This window comes from Methylocella silvestris, from assembly GCF_002891535.1.
Taxonomy (GTDB): domain Bacteria; phylum Pseudomonadota; class Alphaproteobacteria; order Rhizobiales; family Beijerinckiaceae; genus Methylocapsa; species Methylocapsa silvestris_A.
Map to the genome: position 1 here is coordinate 140,710 of NZ_PDZR01000002.1, position 17,189 is coordinate 157,898.

Annotated in this window: 18 protein-coding genes and 1 tRNA gene; 7 read left to right on the forward strand and 12 right to left on the reverse strand. The window is 62.8% G+C overall.

The window, feature by feature from the left end; translation table 11 throughout:
• Positions 1-24 precede the first annotated feature (24 nt).
• Both CR492_RS04035 and CR492_RS04040 read left to right on the forward strand, forming a co-directional pair.
• Positions 25-576, forward strand: coding sequence for a cytochrome b (locus CR492_RS04035; RefSeq protein WP_102842455.1), 552 nt, complete (start codon positions 25-27; stop codon positions 574-576).
• Positions 577-644: 68 nt separating this feature from the next.
• Complete coding sequence (locus CR492_RS04040) at positions 645-1,343, forward strand: VIT1/CCC1 transporter family protein (protein WP_102842558.1); 699 nt, start codon at positions 645-647, stop codon at positions 1,341-1,343.
• 102 nt (positions 1,344-1,445) lie between these two features.
• On the opposite strand, the gene CR492_RS04045 is transcribed toward CR492_RS04040, so the two are convergent.
• Complete coding sequence (locus CR492_RS04045) at positions 1,446-3,062, reverse strand: fumarate hydratase (protein ID WP_102842456.1); 1,617 nt, start codon at positions 3,060-3,062, stop codon at positions 1,446-1,448.
• Between the two features lie 205 nt (positions 3,063-3,267).
• On the opposite strand from CR492_RS04045, the gene CR492_RS04050 reads away from it, so the two are divergent.
• Positions 3,268-4,266, forward strand: a complete 999-nt coding sequence (locus CR492_RS04050; protein WP_245411956.1) for a glucokinase — start codon at positions 3,268-3,270, stop codon at positions 4,264-4,266.
• A gap of 6 nt (positions 4,267-4,272) precedes the next feature.
• On the opposite strand, the gene ptsN is transcribed toward CR492_RS04050, so the two are convergent.
• The 6 genes from ptsN to CR492_RS04080 all read right to left on the reverse strand — a co-directional run bounded on the left by ptsN (position 4,273) and on the right by CR492_RS04080 (position 10,528).
• On the reverse strand, positions 4,273-4,734 hold the full coding sequence (ptsN, locus tag CR492_RS04055; RefSeq protein WP_102842457.1) for a PTS IIA-like nitrogen regulatory protein PtsN: 462 nt from the start codon (positions 4,732-4,734) through the stop codon (positions 4,273-4,275).
• Between the two features lie 701 nt (positions 4,735-5,435).
• Positions 5,436-6,983, reverse strand: a complete 1,548-nt coding sequence (rpoN, locus tag CR492_RS04060; RefSeq protein ID WP_102842458.1) for an RNA polymerase factor sigma-54 — start codon at positions 6,981-6,983, stop codon at positions 5,436-5,438.
• A 315-nt stretch (positions 6,984-7,298) separates the two neighbouring features.
• On the reverse strand, positions 7,299-8,261 hold the full coding sequence (gene lptB / locus CR492_RS04065) for an LPS export ABC transporter ATP-binding protein (RefSeq protein WP_102842459.1): 963 nt from the start codon (positions 8,259-8,261) through the stop codon (positions 7,299-7,301).
• Between the two features lie 166 nt (positions 8,262-8,427).
• Positions 8,428-9,051, reverse strand: a complete 624-nt coding sequence (locus tag CR492_RS04070) for an LptA/OstA family protein (protein WP_102842460.1) — start codon at positions 9,049-9,051, stop codon at positions 8,428-8,430.
• A 5-nt stretch (positions 9,052-9,056) separates the two neighbouring features.
• Positions 9,057-9,809, reverse strand: a complete 753-nt coding sequence (lptC, locus tag CR492_RS04075; protein ID WP_102842461.1) for an LPS export ABC transporter periplasmic protein LptC — start codon at positions 9,807-9,809, stop codon at positions 9,057-9,059.
• 104 nt (positions 9,810-9,913) lie between these two features.
• Entirely contained in the window at positions 9,914-10,528 is a 615-nt protein-coding gene (locus CR492_RS04080; protein WP_102842560.1) for a ribonuclease D, read from the reverse strand.
• 178 nt (positions 10,529-10,706) lie between these two features.
• On the opposite strand from CR492_RS04080, the gene CR492_RS04085 reads away from it, so the two are divergent.
• The gene (locus CR492_RS04085) at positions 10,707-11,123 is read left to right on the forward strand and encodes a DUF1236 domain-containing protein (protein ID WP_102842462.1); all 417 of its coding nucleotides are present in this window, start codon (positions 10,707-10,709) and stop codon (positions 11,121-11,123) included.
• 106 nt (positions 11,124-11,229) lie between these two features.
• On the opposite strand, the gene CR492_RS04090 is transcribed toward CR492_RS04085, so the two are convergent.
• The 3 genes from CR492_RS04090 to CR492_RS04100 all read right to left on the reverse strand — a co-directional run bounded on the left by CR492_RS04090 (position 11,230) and on the right by CR492_RS04100 (position 12,455).
• A complete protein-coding gene (locus tag CR492_RS04090; RefSeq protein WP_102842463.1) occupies positions 11,230-12,036 on the reverse strand; it encodes a DUF2189 domain-containing protein in 807 nt (268 codons plus the stop codon).
• Between the two features lie 205 nt (positions 12,037-12,241).
• Positions 12,242-12,409 carry a hypothetical protein gene (locus tag CR492_RS20680; protein ID WP_180982413.1) on the reverse strand — a complete coding sequence of 56 codons (168 nt, stop codon included), beginning with the start codon at positions 12,407-12,409 and terminating at the stop codon, positions 12,242-12,244.
• A tRNA-Leu gene (locus CR492_RS04100) sits at positions 12,371-12,455 on the reverse strand. Before CR492_RS04100 ends, CR492_RS20680 begins: the two co-directional genes overlap by 39 nt.
• Before the next feature lie 202 nt (positions 12,456-12,657).
• Here CR492_RS04100 and CR492_RS04105 point away from each other — a divergent pair.
• Complete coding sequence (locus tag CR492_RS04105; RefSeq protein ID WP_102842465.1) at positions 12,658-13,665, forward strand: complex I NDUFA9 subunit family protein; 1,008 nt, start codon at positions 12,658-12,660, stop codon at positions 13,663-13,665.
• 1 nt (position 13,666) lies between these two features.
• Here the strand turns inward: CR492_RS04105 and CR492_RS04110 are convergent, their stop codons facing one another.
• Entirely contained in the window at positions 13,667-14,362 is a 696-nt protein-coding gene (locus tag CR492_RS04110) for a sulfate transporter family protein (protein ID WP_245411957.1), read from the reverse strand.
• A gap of 83 nt (positions 14,363-14,445) precedes the next feature.
• On the reverse strand, positions 14,446-14,640 hold the full coding sequence (locus tag CR492_RS04115) for a YqaE/Pmp3 family membrane protein (protein ID WP_102842467.1): 195 nt from the start codon (positions 14,638-14,640) through the stop codon (positions 14,446-14,448).
• Positions 14,641-14,872: 232 nt separating this feature from the next.
• Here CR492_RS04115 and bioB point away from each other — a divergent pair, with 232 nt between their 5' ends.
• Positions 14,873-15,865: a biotin synthase BioB gene (bioB, locus tag CR492_RS04120; protein ID WP_102842468.1), complete on the forward strand. Its 993-nt coding sequence runs from the start codon at positions 14,873-14,875 to the stop codon at positions 15,863-15,865.
• A gap of 15 nt (positions 15,866-15,880) precedes the next feature.
• Positions 15,881-17,167: a PQQ-dependent sugar dehydrogenase gene (locus CR492_RS04125; protein ID WP_210200233.1), complete on the forward strand. Its 1,287-nt coding sequence runs from the start codon at positions 15,881-15,883 to the stop codon at positions 17,165-17,167.
• Positions 17,168-17,189: the final 22 nt, after the last annotated feature.

The window sequence follows — 17,189 nt, forward strand, 5'->3', positions numbered from 1 at the left end:
CGGGGTTAGAGGAGATTGACGCTTATGGCCGACGCGCCAGCCGTAACTTATGATAAAACGACGATCTCGCTGCATTGGGCGAGCGCCGGTCTTATCGCTTTGCTCTGGATCGGCGGCCAGACCGGCGACTGGTTTTCCGGCCAGCCGAAGGTCATCGCGTGGTCGATGCATGTGACGCTCGGCTTTGCTTTGGCGCTTGTCATCGTGTGGCGACTGGTCTGGCGCAGGAGGGGCGGACGCCATCTGCCGCCGGCAAACTCCGGCGCGCTGCAAATAATCGCGCAATCCACGCATCATCTGCTCTACGGGTTGCTGCTGATCGTTCTCGCGCTCGGGATCGTCAACGCTTTTGTGCGCGGCTTCAATCTGTTCGGCCTCGTGAGCCTGCCGCAGCTGGGCGATCGCGAATGGCGCAAGCCCATCACCGAATTGCATGGCCTTGCCGCCAATATTCTGCTCGGCCTCGCCTTTCTTCACGCCGCCGCGGCGCTGGCGCATCATTATCTGCTCAAGGACGGCGTGCTGACGCGCATGCTGCCTGCGCGCGTTCCCACCGAAAAGCCGTCCGTCCATTGATCCAGCGCGGCGGCCGAGGCCGTCGCCGCGCTCTTGGCGCTCCCGTCTCCCGTCAGAAGGATAGTCCCTTGGCTGGCCGATTGCACATTGAAGGCCATCTTGTCGATCGAATCGGCTGGCTGCGCGCCGCTGTCCTTGGCGCCAATGACGGCATCATCTCTACCGCAAGCCTGATGCTGGGCGTCGCCTCGGCCTCGAGCGCGGCGAGCGAAGTGCTGGTGGCCGGGATCGCCGGGCTGATCGCCGGCGCAATGTCGATGGCGGCCGGCGAATATGTCTCGGTCAGTTCGCAGGCCGACACGGAGCGCGCCGATCTCGCGCGCGAGCGGCAGGAGCTCGCCACAGATCCTGAATTTGAAACGCGCGAGCTGACGCAGATTTATGTACGGCGCGGCGTCGATTCGGCCCTGGCGCGAAAAGTCGCCGAACAGCTCATGGCGAAAGACGCCCTCGGCGCGCATGCGCGCGACGAACTCGGAATATCTGAAGCCGTCACCGCCAAACCAATTCAGGCGGCGCTGACCTCGGCCGCGACCTTTGCGGTCGGCGCGGCGCTGCCAATTGGCGCTGCGCTGATCGCCCCGCCGCACCTCTTGCAATGGGTGGTTTCCGGATTGTCTTTGGTCTGCCTTGCCGGCCTCGGAGCTGTGGGCGCGAAGGTCGGCGGCGCCAAAATTTTGAAGCCGACGCTCCGCGTCGCCTTCTGGGGCGCGCTGGCGATGGCGATCACCGCAGGCATAGGCGCGCTCGTAGGCCGGGCCGTCTAACATCGCATCGACGCCGGCTTGAATCCTGGACTGCGAGAATCCAGGATCACGAAAGTTGGTATGCGGCGCCGAATAACCTGCTTGCTGGCAAAACGCCGCCCCTCACCCCAGATTCAGCTCCTTGAAGAAATCATTGCCCTTGTCGTCGATCACGATGAAGGCGGGGAAATTTTCGACCTCGATGCGCCACACTGCCTCCATGCCGAGCTCGGCATATTCCAGAACTTCGACCTTCTTGATGCAGTCCTGCGCCAGCCGCGCCGCCGCGCCGCCAACCGAGCCGAGATAGAAGCCGCCGTGCTTCGCGCAGGCCTCGCGCACTTGCGGCGAGCGATTGCCCTTGGCGAGCATCACCATCGAGCCACCAGCGCCCTGAAACTGCTCGACATAAGAGTCCATGCGCCCTGCGGTTGTCGGGCCGAACGAGCCCGAGGCGAAGCCCTGCGGCGTTTTGGCGGGACCCGCATAATAGACCGGGTGATTCCTGAAATAGTCCGGCAGACTTTCGCCGCCCTCGAGCCGCTCGCGGATCTTGGCATGGGCGAGATCGCGCGCGACAATCATCGGTCCGGTCAGCGAGAGACGCGTCTTGATTGGATATTTGGTGAGTTCGGCGAGAATTTCCGACATCGGCCGGGTCAGGTCGATCTTGACGACGTCGCCGCCGAGCGTGGCCTCGTCGACCGGCGGCAGGAAGCGCGCGGGATCATGCTCGAGCTCCTCCAGAAAGACGCCGTCGCGGTTGATTTCACCCAGCGCCTGCCGATCCGCCGAGCAGGACACGCCGAGCCCGATCGGCAGCGACGCGCCGTGCCGGGGCAGCCGCACGACGCGCACGTCATGGCAGAAATATTTGCCGCCGAACTGCGCGCCGACGCCTGAACGTTGCGTCATTTTCAGGATTTCCGCCTCCATTTCGAGATCGCGGAACGCGTGGCCATCCTCGCCGCCCTCTGTCGGAAGCTGATCGAGATAATGGGTCGAGGCGAGCTTGACCGTCTTCAGATTGAGTTCGGCCGAGGCGCCGCCGATGACGATGGCGAGGTGATAGGGCGGACAGGCGGCGGTGCCGAGCGTGAGGATTTTCTCGTGCAGGAAGGCGAGCAGGCGGTCACGCGTCAGCAGCGAGGGCGTGCCCTGAAACAGAAAAGTCTTGTTGGCGGAGCCGCCGCCCTTGGCGACGAAGAGGAATTTATAAGCGTCCTCCCCTTCCGCATAGATTTCGATCTGCGCCGGCAGATTGTTTTTGGTGTTCACCTCCTCGAACATGCTGAGCGGCGCCAGCTGCGAGTAGCGCAAATTTTTCTTGTCATAGGCGTCCCTGATTCCCTCGGCGATGGCGCTCGGGTCGTCGCCCTCGGTGAACACCATCCTGCCCTTCTTGCCCATGACGATCGCGGTGCCGGTGTCCTGGCACATCGGCAGCACGCCTCCCGCGGCGATATTGGCGTTCTTCAAAAGATCATAGGCGACGAATTTATCGTTCGAGCTCGCCTCGGGGTCGTCGAGAATTTTGGCGAGCTGCTGCAAATGCGCTGGACGCAGCAGATGATTGATGTCGATCAGCGCCGCCTCGGCGAGGGCGCGGATGGCTTCGCGGTCGACCACCAAAAATTCCCGCGATCCGAATTTCTCCATCCGCACGCCGCCACATTCGATCTTGCGAAAAGGAGTCTTGTCCTTGCCGAGGGGAAAAGGCGAGTGATATTGGAAAGTCATGGCGGTGGCCTCGTTCGTGCAGTTCCGTTCCTGCGCTTTTAACCAATTCTAGAACAACGGGCAGAAAAACGCAGCGCTTTTGCAAGAGCGAAAGCAAAACGGCGCCACGCGAGGGAACCCCCGCGCCTGTGGATGCTTGTCCGCCCTTTGAACTCTCGCTCGAGATCATGCTCCAGCTTTTGGATATTTGGAGAAAGGCGTTCGCTTGGATTTTCCTTTCCCGATCATGCTGTGCGACATCGGCGGAACAAATGCCCGATTCGCCCTGAAATCGGCTCCCGGCGCATCCCTTTTGCCGGGTCCTCCAATCAAGACCGCAGATTATCCAAGTTTTGAGGCGGCGCTTTCGACCGCTTTCCTGGGTTTTGCCGCAAAGCCGCGCTCGGTCATCGCCTGCGCGGCGGGCCCGGTTTTCGGACGCAGCGCCAAGCTGACGAACGCCGCCTGGGAGATCGACGGCGAGGCCGTCGCACGGGAGTTGTCGCTCGACCAGGGGCTGCTCCTCAATGATTTCGAGGCACAGGCCTTGACGCTCCCCGTGCTGGAGCATGACTGGACGACGCATATCGGCCCTCCGGTCGAGGCGACGCCGGGCGTCCGTCTCGTCATTGGCGTCGGCACCGGCCTTGGCGCAGCCGCGCTCGTTGAGGTCGAGGGCCGCTATCTGGCGCTCGCAAGCGAAGCCGGGCATGTCGATTTCGCGCCGGTCGGCGCCGTGGAAGCGGCGATCTGGCCACATATCCGCATGTCGGATCAAGGCCGGATCAGCGCCGAGACGATCCTCTCGGGTCATGGCATCGCGCGGCTGCATCAGGCGCGCTGCGCTGCGGCCGGCCTGACGCCGCCGGCGCTCGACGAGATCGGCGTTGTTCGGGACGCGCTCGCAGCGCCGGATGGCGAGGAAGCGCGCACGCTCGGCCTGATTTGGATGCTTGTCGCGCGCTGCGCCGGCGACCTCACGCTCAACCTGCTGGCTAAGGGCGGCGTCACTTTTTCAGGCGGGGTGCTGCCACGTCTCACCGCTTTTCTCGATCCGGCGCAATTTCGCGCCCGCTTCGAGGACAAGGCTCCATTCGGCGAGATGATGAAGCAGATCGGAACTCGCCTCGTCATCGCCAATGAGGTCGTGCTGCCGGGAATGGCGGCGGTCGCCGTCGATCCGGACCGCTACATCATCGACTATGCGACGCGCGCCTGGCGATGAGGAGCGTCAAGCCGCGTGCGAGGCAGCGTCCTCGGTCAGGACGGAATACAGCGCATTGACGTCGCGCGCCGCACGCAGCTTCGCCGTGATGGCAGGCTCGCGCAACATCCGGGCGAGACGGGCAAGCGCCTTCAAATGATCCGCTCCGGCCGATTCCGGCGCGATCAGGAGGAAGATCAGATCAACCGGAGCGCCGTCGATCGCTTCAAAATCGATCGGACGCGACGCACGGGCGAAAATAACCAGCATCCCTGTCGCCTTGGCGAGCTTGGCGTGGGGAATGGCGATCCCGTCGCCGGCGCCGGTCGAACCGAGACGCTCGCGCTGCAAAAGCGCGTCATAGATCTCGCGGGCGGAGATGCCGCCAAGCTCGGCGGCGCGCTCGCTCAATTCCTGCAATGCTTGTTTCTTGCCGGTCGCCTTCAAAGCGGGAATAATCGCCTCGGGTGAGATCAGATTGGTCAGCACTGTTTGTCCAAGCAGTCTGAGCGGCGCCGGGGTTGCGGCCGGGCGGCTCGAGGAAATTTAAACCCGGCGCCAGCCTATGACGCGCCGGATCGATCATGCGATGGACACGAAATCGCGCCCGGTTCCAAAGCTTGAGCGTATTGCCGTTGACGGGATCGATTCAATCTCATCGGTTCAGACGCTGGCCGCGACGTGCGCCCCATGGTTCCCGCGACGCGGCAAGCGATACGGAGCGTGAATGGACGCGGAAGATGGCTGCGCTGTGACGGCGACGGCTTTATCCCCTCCAGACATCCTCATCCGAGATGAACAGCCATGCCCAAATTTCGAGTCGGACCCCAGCGCCGTCCTTGCAAGGGAACGCTGCCCCGACGCTTGATGACCGACAGATGGGAACTCGCCCCAAAAGCGCAAAGCCACTCTCTCCCCCGCTTCCGGCCCGATGCAGGACCGCATTTTTTGGCAGAGTTAGGCGGATGGATCAACGAAGTCAAGAGTCGCATGCCCGAACCCATATGGCAAAGCCTGGAAAGATTGCGCAACAAAAAATGTCAAATAGAGCCTTGTCGCGGCAACCGGGCGTTGCGTTGTACAGGAGTCTCTACGACCGTACATTTTACATATTCAAATTCTAGCCATCGCAATTTGGAAATCGCTGTTTTCTTCTTGTGATCGAAATCACTTCCTCCAAACAGCAAGGCTCAATACATGTGAGATTTTTCGCGGCGCCGTTCGACCGAGGAGCGGATTTTGAGGCTTTCACGATATTTGGCGACGGTGCGCCTCGCGATGTCGATGTTGACGTCCTTGAGTTTAGCGACGATGGCGTCGTCCGACAGAATGTCGGTCGGGCTTTCCTGCTCAATCATGTGGCGAATGCGAAACCGCACGGATTCGGCCGAATGAGCGTCGCCGCCATTGTTCGAGGCGATCGAGGCGGTGAAGAAATATTTCAGCTCGAACAGACCGCGCGGGGTCGCCATATATTTGTTCGAGGTGACGCGCGATACTGTCGATTCATGCATTCCGATCGCTTCGGCTATGGTTTTCAGGTTCAGCGGGCGCAGATGTTCGACGCCCTGACGGAAGAAGGCGTCCTGCTGGCGGACGATTTCGCTCGACACTTTCAAAATCGTCCGCGCCCTCTGCTCGAGGCTTTTGGTCAGCCAGTTCGCCGTCTGCAGGCAGGTCGACATGAAGGTCTTGTCGACATCGTTCGACTGGGATTTCGTGACGCGCGCGACATAGCTGTTATTAACCAGAATGCGCGGCAGGACCTCGGTGTTGAGTTCCACATGCCAGGCGCCCCCCGGCGCCGCGCGGACAATGACGTCGGGCACGAGCGGCTGGATCGAGCCGCCGCCAAAGGCGCGGCCAGGCTTCGGATCGAGCTGGCGAATTTCCCCCAGCATATCGGCGACGTCCTCCTCGTCGACGTTGCAGATCTTGCGCAGGGCGGCGAAATCGCGCTTGGCCAGCAGGCCGAGATTGGCGACAAGCGCCTGCATCGCCGGGTCGAAACGATCCTTTTCGCGCAGCTGAATGGCGAGGCACTCGGCCAGATCGCGCGCTCCTACGCCCGAGGGATCAAAGCCCTGAATGATGGACAGCACGCGTTCGACGCGGGCGATCGGCGTCTTCAGCCGCGCCGCGGTCTCGGCCATATTGTCAACGTAGTAGCCGGCGTCGTCGATGCAATCGATGAGCATCAGCCCGATCATTCGCTCGGCTGGATCGGAGGTGGCGAGCATCAGCTGGGCTTCGAGATGATCCTTGAGATTGGTCGGGTTCGCCGCATAGGCCTCGAGATTGGCGCCTTCGCCGTCGCCCTGCCCGGCCGAGGAGCCGGTCCAGGATGTCGCCGACAGGCCGGCCCCTTCGGCAAAACCCGCCGCGGGGGCGGTGCGGTCATCGTCAAAGGCGTTGCCAAGCTCCGTGCCAAGACTGGCCTCGAGCGCGCCGCGGTCGACGGCCAGCGCGTCGGAACTCCAGTCCGCTTCGCCCGGGTCATTGAAGTCGAGACTGGCGCCGTTTTGGGCGTCCGACATGGGCTCGACGTCGGCGAGCAATGCATGCGGATCGGGCGCCTCATCGGTGCGCTCGAGCAGCGGGTTGCGTTCAAGCTCCTCCTCGACGAAGGCGCTAAGCTCCATATTGGAGAATTGCAGAAGCTTGATCGCCTGCAACAGCTGCGGGGTCATGACCAGGGACTGCCCCTGGCGCATCATGAGCTTCGTGCTAAGAGCCATGCGAACTCGGCCTTGTTAAGCGAAAAAAGAAACGGCCCGTTTCTTGCTTTACACTATAAAAGCTTGGGTTGCACGCCATGTGCGAAAAAAATTTAGGCCAAAAGGGTGAGACATTAGGAAGCAAGCGCGGCTTCCTCTGGTTTCCCGCAGCTGCGCCTTTCTCAGGCGCCGATGGCTTCGCCTCACGCCATGCGCCACGCCGGCGCGATCAGATTCATTCAATCTCTGATTGAATAGGGTCATGCGCCCGCCGCGCCAATTCGCTTCCGGGCGGGCCCGCGTCGACCGAAGGGCCCGATCCAAAATTATCCAGCTCTAAAGCACAAAGCTATCGCCGAGATAGAAGCGCCGCACCTCGGCGTCGGCGACAATGTCCGCCGGCGTTCCTTGCGTCAGCACGCGCCCGGCGTGGATGATATAGGCGCGGTCGATAAGGCCAAGCGTCTCGCGAACATTATGGTCGGTGACCAGCACGCCGATGCCGCGTGTCTTGAGATGCTGAACGAGGGTCTGGATGTCAGCGACGGCGATCGGATCGATGCCGGCGAAAGGCTCGTCGAGCAGGATGAACGACGGCCGGCAGGCGAGAGCGCGGGCGATCTCGCAGCGGCGCCGCTCGCCGCCGGACAGCGCCACCGACGGCGACCGCCGCAGCGCCGCGATGTCGAACTCCTCCAGCAAGGCGTCAAGCTCGTGCTCGCGCTTGTTCCTGTCGCTTTGGGTGATCTCCAGCACGGCGCGGATATTGTCCTCGACCGTCAGGCCGCGGAAGATCGAGGGTTCCTGCGGCAGATAGCCGATGCCAAGCCGGGCGCGGCGATACATCGGCAGCCGCGTCACATCATGACCGTCGAGCTCAATCTTGCCCGCGTCCGGCCGGATCAGCCCGGAGATCATGTAGAACAGCGTGGTCTTGCCGGCGCCGTTCGGACCCAGCAAACCGACGGCCTCGCCGCGGCGCACGGTGAGGCTCACATCCTCGATGATTCGGCGCATCTTGTAGGATTTGCGCAGGCGCGTGACCGAGAGGACGCCCTCCGAATCGGTCGCGGCGGCAGCGTGATGCTGGCGGGACTCGGCGAAGGATCCATCGCCGAACCCGTCCGCAGCGGAGGTCATGCGCGCAGCCGGCGCGGCGCTCACAGCCGCCGCCTCGCTGCGGGACGCGGCGATCCGATGCGCTTTCGGCGGGCGCGGGAGCGCCGGCACCGCGCCCTGCCCGCCAAATCCCATAAGGGCGACGGCGCAGGTAAAACCTGGAAGCAAGCGCAGATGCAATCGTGGAAGTCCTTCGCCGATCGCCCGCCGATGACGGGCAAGCGCCCTTCGAAACGTCGACGCCGCCTCGGCGCGAGAGCGGCGCAAATCCGGTTATTGGCACAGTCGCGGGAAGAGGTCCAACCTTCCCATCGCCGCCCCGCCGGAGCGAGTTCGCCGAACCGATTTACGATTTGGGCTTCTTGGGCTTGGCCGCGTCCTCTTTCGGCGCAGCGCTTTTCGCGGAATTGTCTTTCTGCGCCGTGGTTTCCGGCAGGAACATGCTTTTCACACGTCCGCTCACGATCGCCTTTTTCGTCGTGAGATCATAGGTCATTTTGTCGCCCTTGGTGACATTGGTCCCCTGGGTCACAGTCACGTTATCGTAAAGATAGAGCTTGTTCTCGCCCTTCTCATAGACGCCGCGATCGCCGGTGCTGACCTGATCCTTGGTGATCATCGTGACGGGTCCGGTCGCCTCCATGCGGCGCAACTGGCTGGACGAAGATGGCACTCCGGCCTGATCGGGGTCGGTCTTCGGCGTTAGATACAAGACGAGGACGCTCGATTTGAGCGTGCTCCCCCCCTGCGTCGCCACGACATTGCCGGTGTAGATAAGCTTCTGCTCCTTATCGAAATAATCGAGCTTTGCCGCTTCGATATGGATTGGCTCCTTCGAATCGCCGCCTGGCAGAACCGCGCCGCCTTGCTGCTCCGCCGCGCGCGCGCCGACGCTCAGCGCCAGAGCGACCAATCCCACAGCCGCAAGCGCGACGCCCGGGCGGGTCCAACGGATCAGGCGTTGCGTCAATTGCCCTACTCCGTCACCGGAGGAGTCAAAGGAAGCTCCTTGGCGTCTGAGCCGGAGTCGATCGTCGATTTGACGTCGCCTTCGAAGGAAATAATGCCGTCATTGCCGATGTTCATTGTGTCCGCGGCGACATGCCCGCCCTTGAGCACCACCTTGACCGGCTCACGGGAAAGCAGTCCGCCCGTCTTGAAATCCATCTCGGCGGTTTTCATAAAAATAGCATATCCGACCTCGTTGCGGATCTGCGCCCATCCGTCAAGCAAAAGACTGTCGTGCTGATTGTCGTAGGAGCCGTGTTCGGCAGTCAGCTTCAGGGTCGAGGCGTCGCGCATGCCGATTCTGGCATCGACGCCGGTCAGTTCGACGAGATTTGGGTTGGTCGTATCCTGCAAACCCGTGCGCGCCGTGATCTCATACGGGCGTCCGTCCCGTTGGAAGCCGCTGATCTTCGGCGTTTCAACGGTGATACGCGTGCCGTCGACGTGAACCTGCCCGATCGTAATGTTGCCGGGAAGCCTGCGAAAGGGATCGAACAGGCCGATGGTCGCCACCGCGGCTGCGGCGAGGATGCAGAAAATGGCAATGGACCAGCGCAGGAAACGCACGCGCGCTGAATGGCGTCCCGCCGCCTTGACGGCGCCGCTCCAAGGCGATTGCGCGACCTCGAGGACATCGCCAAGGCGCTGCCTTGGCCGTTCGCGCATCAGCTCTCCCGCGTTCTGCGCCGGCCAGTTCGTATCGCCTGAGACATCCGTCATTCGAAATGCTTCGTTCCAGTGATCCGCGGGGCGCGGCGCGCAGAAAGGACTCCCCTCAGACAGCAAGCAAGCAAGGCGAAGTCAAGGCGAGGTAAATTTTGCGCTCACTGGTGAGAAAAAATATCAGAATCGCCCCAGCCCATCAGATCGAGCTTCGCCCGCGTCGGCAAGAAGGCGAATGACGCCTCGGCCAGCGCCTTGCGTCCTTCCCGCTCGAGCATGGCGTCGAGCTTCGCCCGCAGGGCGTGCAGATGCAGAACATCCGACGCCGCATAGGCGAGCTGCGCATCGGACAAAGTGTCGCTGCCCCAATCCGAAGATTGCTGCTGTTTCGACAGTTCGACGCCGAGAAGCTCCCGCGCCAGATCCTTGAGGCCGTGCCGGTCCGTATAGGTGCGCGCCAGTTTCGAGGCGATCTTGGTGCAATAAATCGGGCCGGTCATCACGCCGAAGGTCTTGTAGAGGACGGCGATGTCGAACCTCGCGAAATGGAACAGTTTTTCGACCTCCTTGTCCGCGAGCAGGCGCGTCAGATTAGGCGCGGCGATCTGACCCGGCGCGATCTGGACAAGATCGGCGGAACCGTCGCCGCGCGACAATTGAACGACGCAGAGCCGGTCGCGCACGGGCGCGAGTCCCATCGTCTCGGTGTCGATTGCGACGGCGCCGGAAAACGCCGCGTCGTCGGGGAGATCGCCCCTGTGCAGCCGGATCGTCATCGCCGGCAGCTTTTTGACGGACGGCATGTGGGCATGGCGCGAAGTTTTTGCATCCGCGGCGCCTAGCATTCCGCGGCGTTCGAGGCAAGCGCGACGCCATTCGGCGCGCCCTTTTGTCGGAACCCGCCGCCGCGCGGTCGCGTTAGAAGCGCGAATCCAAAGCAGGCGGGAGATCAAGATGCAGAAAAGATTTGGCATCGCCGTCGTGGCGGCATTGATCGCAGCCCCCGCCGCCTTGCAGGCGCAAGGGCTTGTCGGCGGCGCGCAAGGCGGCGCAGCGCAGGGCGACGCCAGAGGAGGCCCGATCGGCGGCGTTGTTGGCGGCGTAGTCGGCGGCGCGACCGGAGCGGCGACAGGCGTCCTCGGCCTCGACCAGGCGCCGCAATTTCGCGACTACGCGCTTCGCGAGCATCGCTCCAGCTTCCGCTTCGACCGCCGGCTTCAGGCGGGCGAAAGACTGCCCTTGACCGGAGTGACCTACTATCCGGTCCCCAAGGAATATGGCGTCGATGCGCGTTATCGCTACACCGTTGTGAACGACCATGCTGTGATCGTCGATCCGCAGACGCGCCGCATCGTGCAGGTTATTGATTAGATCGCATGGGAAAACGATGCCCGAGAGCGCCTTTCGAGGCGCTCTTTTTGTTTAGCGGCTAGCCGCTCGAGCGAGCCTGATCTTCGTCGTCAGCTTCGGCCCGCGTTCAGAAAGTGACGATCATGCGATAAAGCCGCCAGGTCGCAAAGCTCAGCACCGGCACGGCGACCAGCAGACCGAGGAACGCTGGCAGAGCGGCGATGAGCAGCGTCGCAAAAACGATTGCCGCCCAGATCAGCATGGGTCCCGGGCTTGCGGCCACCGCGCGTAGGCTGGTGATCATCGCGGTGACAAAATCCACCTCGCGGTCGAGCAGCAGCGGAACGGAGACGACTGTCAGCGAAAACACCGCAAACAGTGTCGCCGCGCCGAGCAAATTGCCGACGATGAGGAAAAGCCAGCCTTCGGGCGTGGTCGCCATCAGAGCGAGAAATCCCGACAGCGTCGAGAAGGCGCGCAGGCCGAAGAAGATGGCGACCAGCATTTGCGCCGCATAGATCCACGCCATGAAGATAAACAGCGTCACGAACGCCATCCAGGCGAGCTCCGCGCCGCCCTGCGCGACCAGCGTGCGGGCGATCGCGCCCCAGGAAGGGCGCTGGCCCCTTTCCTGCAGCCGGCTAACTTCATAAAGGCCGACGGCGGCGAAGGGCCCGATCATCGCAAAGCCGATGATGGCGGGATACATCAGATAGCTGAGGCCACGTTCATAAGCCCACGCTGCGATCGCGATTCCGCCAAGAGCGAAAATTGCGCCGAAGACGAGGCCGTAGACCGGCGCGTTCTTGAAATCGCGCCATCCCTGTTTCAGCGCGTCAAAGACGTCATCGGTGGAGATCGATCGGACGACGAGATCTGCCTCTCTGGCGTCCTGCCCCCTATGCGTCGCGTCAACGGGAATTCTCTCGCTCATGGCGCCCTCGACAACAGCATTTCTCCCGGCGCCGTTTCTGTGGCGGCGCTCTGACCGAAGAGTGCATCTGCGCGAGAAATTTGGCAATGTTCTTTGATGGTCAGGAGCGAGCCGGATGGAAAGCAAAGGATCGGCGGCGAGCGCTGGCCTGCAACATCAGCTCGTCATCAAGCCCCGATACGACTGGCGACCAAGGCGCCGCCGCTCATCCCAGACCCAGCTGCTTATGGCCGGCAGCGATCCCTGCCGCGCGGGCGAGGCCGATTCCGGCGCCATCAAAACAGGTGCGCGACAAAACAAATAAATCAATAAAAACAAACACCATAAAATTGAATGGTGCCCTGGAGAGGACTCGAACCTCCACGGCTTTCACCACTGGTACCTGAAACCAGCGCGTCTACCAATTCCGCCACCAGGGCACTTGCCGCTCTGATACGCAGGCCGGTTCCGTCTTGTCAATCGGCGGTGACGCGCGGCCGGCAAAAAGCTGCATGGGTTTGGCGCTCGTCCGCGAACGGATCAAACCGCTGTTGAAGGCGCCTCTCAAGGCTGTACAGGCGCGGGCTTGGCGCTTAAAACGACGCGGGAGCGCGACAAGCTCCCGCGGCGAGGGCGAAAACCATGGCGGATCAGCTGATCAGGACGAAACGGCTTGCGGTCGTATTCGGCGGCTCGGGCTTCATTGGCAGGCACGTGGTTCGCGCGCTGGCCAAGGACGGCTGGCGCGTGCGGGTGGCCTCGCGTCGACCCGACCTCGCGTTCCACTTGCAGCCGCTCGGCAAAGTCGGCCAGATCCACGCCGTGCAGGCCAATCTGCGCTATCCCGACTCGATCGAGCGCGCCCTGCGCGGCGCGGACGCCGCCGTCAATTGCGTCGGCATTTTGAGCCCCTCGGGCGAGCAGACGTTTGACGCGATCCATGCCTCCGGCGCCGAGGCCATCGCCAAGGCGGCGAAAGCTGCGGGCGTGAAATCCTTCGTGCAAATCTCGGCGATCGGCGCAGACGAGGCCAGCGCCTCCGCCTATGCCAAGACCAAGGCAAAGGGCGAGGCGCTCGTCGCCGCCGCCTTCCCCGGCGCGGTCATTTTGCGCCCTTCGGTCGTCTTCGGCCCCGAGGATGAGTTTTTCAATCGCTTCGCCGCCATGGGCCGCTTCATGCCCGTTCTGCCGCTCATCGGCGGCGGCGAAACCAAGCTGCAGCCGGTGTTCGTTGGCGACGTCGCACGCGCCGCCGCGCTCGCCCTCGACGGCAAGGCAAAGCCCGGCGCGATCTATGAGCTCGGCGGGCCGGAAGTCGCGACCATGCGCCGGATCATGGAGTTCGTCCTGAAAATCACCGAACGCAAGCGCCGGCTCGTGACGCTGTCCTTCGATCAGGCAAAGAGCGTCGGCGGCGTGACGGAAGTTCTTTCAAAACTGTCGCTCGGCCTGCTGCCCAAGATGTTGGAGATCACGCAGGATCAGGTCGAGCTTTTGAAACACGACAATGTCGTCTCGAAAGCGGCGATCGCCGAGGGACGGACTCTGCAAGGGCTGGGTCTTGCGCCGGAATCCTTCGAAGCCTTCACGCCGACCTATCTGACCCGCTATCGCGCGACGGGACAATACGCCGACCGCCGCATGGCCTGATCTAAGCCTCTGCTGGCGGCGCCACGGGTCCCGTTCGGCGGATCGCCGCGGCGATCCGCGCCATGAAGGCGGCGCCAAAGAGCGGGGTCAGCAGATTGAGCACCGGAACCGCGAGCATGGCCGCCATGACGAGGCCCGCGCCGAACAATTGCAACGCATTCGCCCGGCGCAGGCGCGCGACCTCCGGCGGTGGCAGATAGCGCAGCGCGGCGAGTTCGAAATAGCCACGGCCGAGCAGATAGGCGTTGGCCCCGAAAAACGCGACGAGATTGACGCCGGGAGCGAAAAGCAGCAGCAGCGCGACCAAATTGACGGCGAGCGCGACCGCTGCGAATTCCAGAGCGACGCGCGTCGCAAGGCCGATCGGCATGGCGCGGCCGATATCTTTCGGATCGAGCCCAGCTTCGACATGTTCGGCAAGTTCGTCGAAGAAAAAGCCGGCGACGAGGAAAGAAACCGGCGTCACCAGAAAAACGAGGCCAATGAAAAGCCCGACGCCGCCGACAAAGGACAGCACCGCCGCCACCCACGGATAGGTCGCCATCGACGGCAGCGCGAGGCCGGCGAGGATCAGCTTTTCGAGGCCGATCCAGACCAGCGCCAGCAGCGCGAGGGTGAGGCCAAGCGTTTTCCAGAGAACGCCGCGAAACGGCGGCGTAAAAATCTGACCGGCGGCGGCGACAGCGGCGTCGAGCACGTGTGTCCCTTCGATTTTCCTGGATATCAGCGGCGCTGCGCTTGAGTCTTTGCGGATCAGGTCTGGCGCGATCTGAAGAGGACTTAGCGGCGCTGGCCGAGCGCGCGGCCGATTTTCTCATCCGTCCTGAACTGGCTCAACGCATAGACCGCCCAGAGCGCCGCCGGAATCCATCCGATGAGAGTGATTTGCAAAATCAGGCAAATCACGCCGGCAAGCGGACGGCCGATGGTGAAAAACAAAAGCCAGGGCAGAAACACCGCAATCAGCAGGCGCATGGACGTCCTTTCACAGCTCGGCGGTCCCGATAGGCGGCGCGCCGGTCGCCCTAAAGATGCTCATGCGCCGGCGTTTCGCAAGACTGCGCGCCCGTAAAAGCGGCGTCCCGCTCAGCCTCGCTCGGGTTGAAGCTGCACGTTCATTCCTATAGCCTCGGCCGCTGAACTCGTCGCTTCCTGTCGCGGCGGCGGGCCGGCGCACAGCCGAAGACGCACTCCGGAAAGCGAACGCATGACGCATCAAGCCGCCGACCCCTTCACCCGGCATGACTGGACCATCGACGAAATCGTCGCGATCTATCAATCGCCGCTGCTGGAGCTGATCGCGCGGGCGAACGCGATCCATCGCGAATTTCACGACGTCAACGATGTGCAGAAGGCGAGCCTGCTCAGCATCAAGACCGGCGGCTGCCCGGAAAATTGCGGCTATTGCCCGCAATCGGCGCATCACAAGGAAGTGCATCTCGACCGCATCCATATGATGAAGACGGATGAGGTTCTTCAGATGGCCGCGAAGGCGAAGGCGGCGGGCGCCGACCGTTTCTGCATGGGCGCGGCCTGGCGCAGCGTGCGCGACGGGCGTGAATTCGACTCCGTGATCGACATGGTGCGCGGCGTGCGCGAACTCGGGCTCGAAGCCTGCGTCACGCTCGGCATGCTCAATGCCGCGCAAGCGGGGCGGCTGAAGGAAGCAGGGCTCACGGCCTATAATCACAACCTCGACACCGGGCCGGACTATTACGACAAGATCGTCACGACCCGGACTTATGACGACCGGCTGGATACGCTGAAAGCGGTGCGCGGCGCCGGCATCGAAATGTGCTGCGGCGGCATCGTCGGCATGGGCGAGAGCGTCACTGACCGCGCCGCCATGCTGCAGACTCTCGCAAGCTTCAATCCGCATCCCGAAAGCGTGCCGATCAATGCGCTGGTGCCGGTCGAGGGCACGCCTCTTGGCGAGCGCGAGCGGATTGATCCGCTCGACTTCGTGCGCATGATTGCGGTCGCGCGCATCGTGCTGCCGGCCTCGCGCGTGCGGCTTTCGGCCGGCCGGTCGGTGCTTAACCGCGAGGCGCAGGTGCTGTGCATGGTGGCCGGCGCGAATTCGATCTTTTATGGCGAGCAGTTGTTGACGACGGCGAATGTCGGGGAAACTGACGACGACGCGCTCTTTGCGGCGCTGGCCGCCAAACCACAGCTGAAAGACCTCCTGCCAACAGATTAAATCGAGAGCCGTCGGATGGTCTCAAGGGAGAACGCCAGCCGCAAAGCGGGCGGCGCGTCTGTGCTCGGCGCGCTGGCGCTATTCGGATTGGTCCTTGTTCCTGCGCGGGCAGAAGAAGGGGCGGCGCAAGAGACCGTCGCTCCAGCGGCGGCGGCGACGGCGCCGCTCGACCCCGGGATGGACGCCCGCCACGCCGCCGCTGAGCGTCTCAAGCCGAATCTCGCCAAAATCAAGCTGCCGCCTGGCTTCGAGATCAGTGTTTTTACGATCGCGCCCGGCGCGCGCACGATCGCCGTCGGGCCGCAGGGCAAAGCCATTTTCGTCGGCACGAAGGGCGAAAAAGTCTTTGCGGCGCCCTACCGCAATGAGGAAACGTTTACCGACGAAGTGTCCGAATTCGTCACCTCGGCAAACATGAAGATGCCGCACGGCCTCTGTTTTGCGCCGGACGGCGCGTTGTTTGTCGTGGAGCAAAACCGTATTCGGTCCTACGCCAATGCAGAATGGGGTTATCACGACCCGTTCCTGCCCGCGCAGACCGTCGTCGCTCAGGGCAAACTGATCCCCCCTCAATTTGAATCGACGAACCACTCGACGCGGGTCTGCCGCGTCGGCGCGGACGACAAGCTCTATGTCTCGCTCGGCCAGCCTTACAATGTCCCGCCGAAAGACAAGCAGGCCGCCTTCATCAAGCTCGGCATCGGCGCCATCATCCGCATGAATCGGGACGGATCGCAGCGCGAGATCTTTGCAAATGGAATCCGCAATTCGGTTGGCCTCGATTTCAACCCGGCCGACAAGACGCTGTGGTTCACCGACAATCAGGTCGATCAAATGGGCGACGATCGGCCGCCCGGCGAATTGAATCGCGCAACAGCGAAAGGCCAGAATTTCGGCTTTCCCTGGTATGGCGGCGGCCATGTGCGGACCAACGAATACAAGGATGAAACACCCCCCGCGCGTTTGGTCTTTCCGCAGGTCGAAATGGATGCGCACGCCGCCGACCTCGGCATGACTTTTTATCGCGGGGCGCAGTTTCCATCCGACTACAAAGGCGGCATTTTCTCGGCGCAGCACGGCTCATGGAACCGCACGACGCCGATCGGAGCGCGGATCATGTTTACGCCGGTCAAACCGGACGGGACTGCTGGCAAAGCACGAGTCTTTGCCGAAGGCTGGCTCAACAAGGACGGCTCCTACTGGGGCCGGCCGGTCGATGTCGCGGAATTGCCGGACGGGTCGCTGTTGGTGACGGACGATGAGAATGGCGTCGTCTACAGGATCGCCTACAAGCAACAATAGCCGCCGCCGGCCCTGCGCGCCA

Coding starts and splice junctions, on each gene's coding strand:
- CR492_RS04105 (WP_102842465.1), top strand. CDS start 12,658: ATGGCGGATCAGCTGATCAGGACGAAACGGCTTGCGGTCGTATTCGGC.
- CR492_RS04035 (WP_102842455.1), top strand. CDS start 25: ATGGCCGACGCGCCAGCCGTAACTTATGATAAAACGACGATCTCGCTG.
- CR492_RS04090 (WP_102842463.1), bottom strand. CDS start 12,036: ATGAGCGAGAGAATTCCCGTTGACGCGACGCATAGGGGGCAGGACGCC.
- bioB (WP_102842468.1), top strand. CDS start 14,873: ATGACGCATCAAGCCGCCGACCCCTTCACCCGGCATGACTGGACCATC.
- CR492_RS04125 (WP_210200233.1), top strand. CDS start 15,881: ATGGTCTCAAGGGAGAACGCCAGCCGCAAAGCGGGCGGCGCGTCTGTG.
- rpoN (WP_102842458.1), bottom strand. CDS start 6,983: ATGGCTCTTAGCACGAAGCTCATGATGCGCCAGGGGCAGTCCCTGGTC.
- CR492_RS04115 (WP_102842467.1), bottom strand. CDS start 14,640: ATGCGCCTGCTGATTGCGGTGTTTCTGCCCTGGCTTTTGTTTTTCACC.
- lptC (WP_102842461.1), bottom strand. CDS start 9,809: ATGACGGATGTCTCAGGCGATACGAACTGGCCGGCGCAGAACGCGGGA.
- CR492_RS04045 (WP_102842456.1), bottom strand. CDS start 3,062: ATGACTTTCCAATATCACTCGCCTTTTCCCCTCGGCAAGGACAAGACT.
- CR492_RS04080 (WP_102842560.1), bottom strand. CDS start 10,528: ATGACGATCCGGCTGCACAGGGGCGATCTCCCCGACGACGCGGCGTTT.
- CR492_RS04085 (WP_102842462.1), top strand. CDS start 10,707: ATGCAGAAAAGATTTGGCATCGCCGTCGTGGCGGCATTGATCGCAGCC.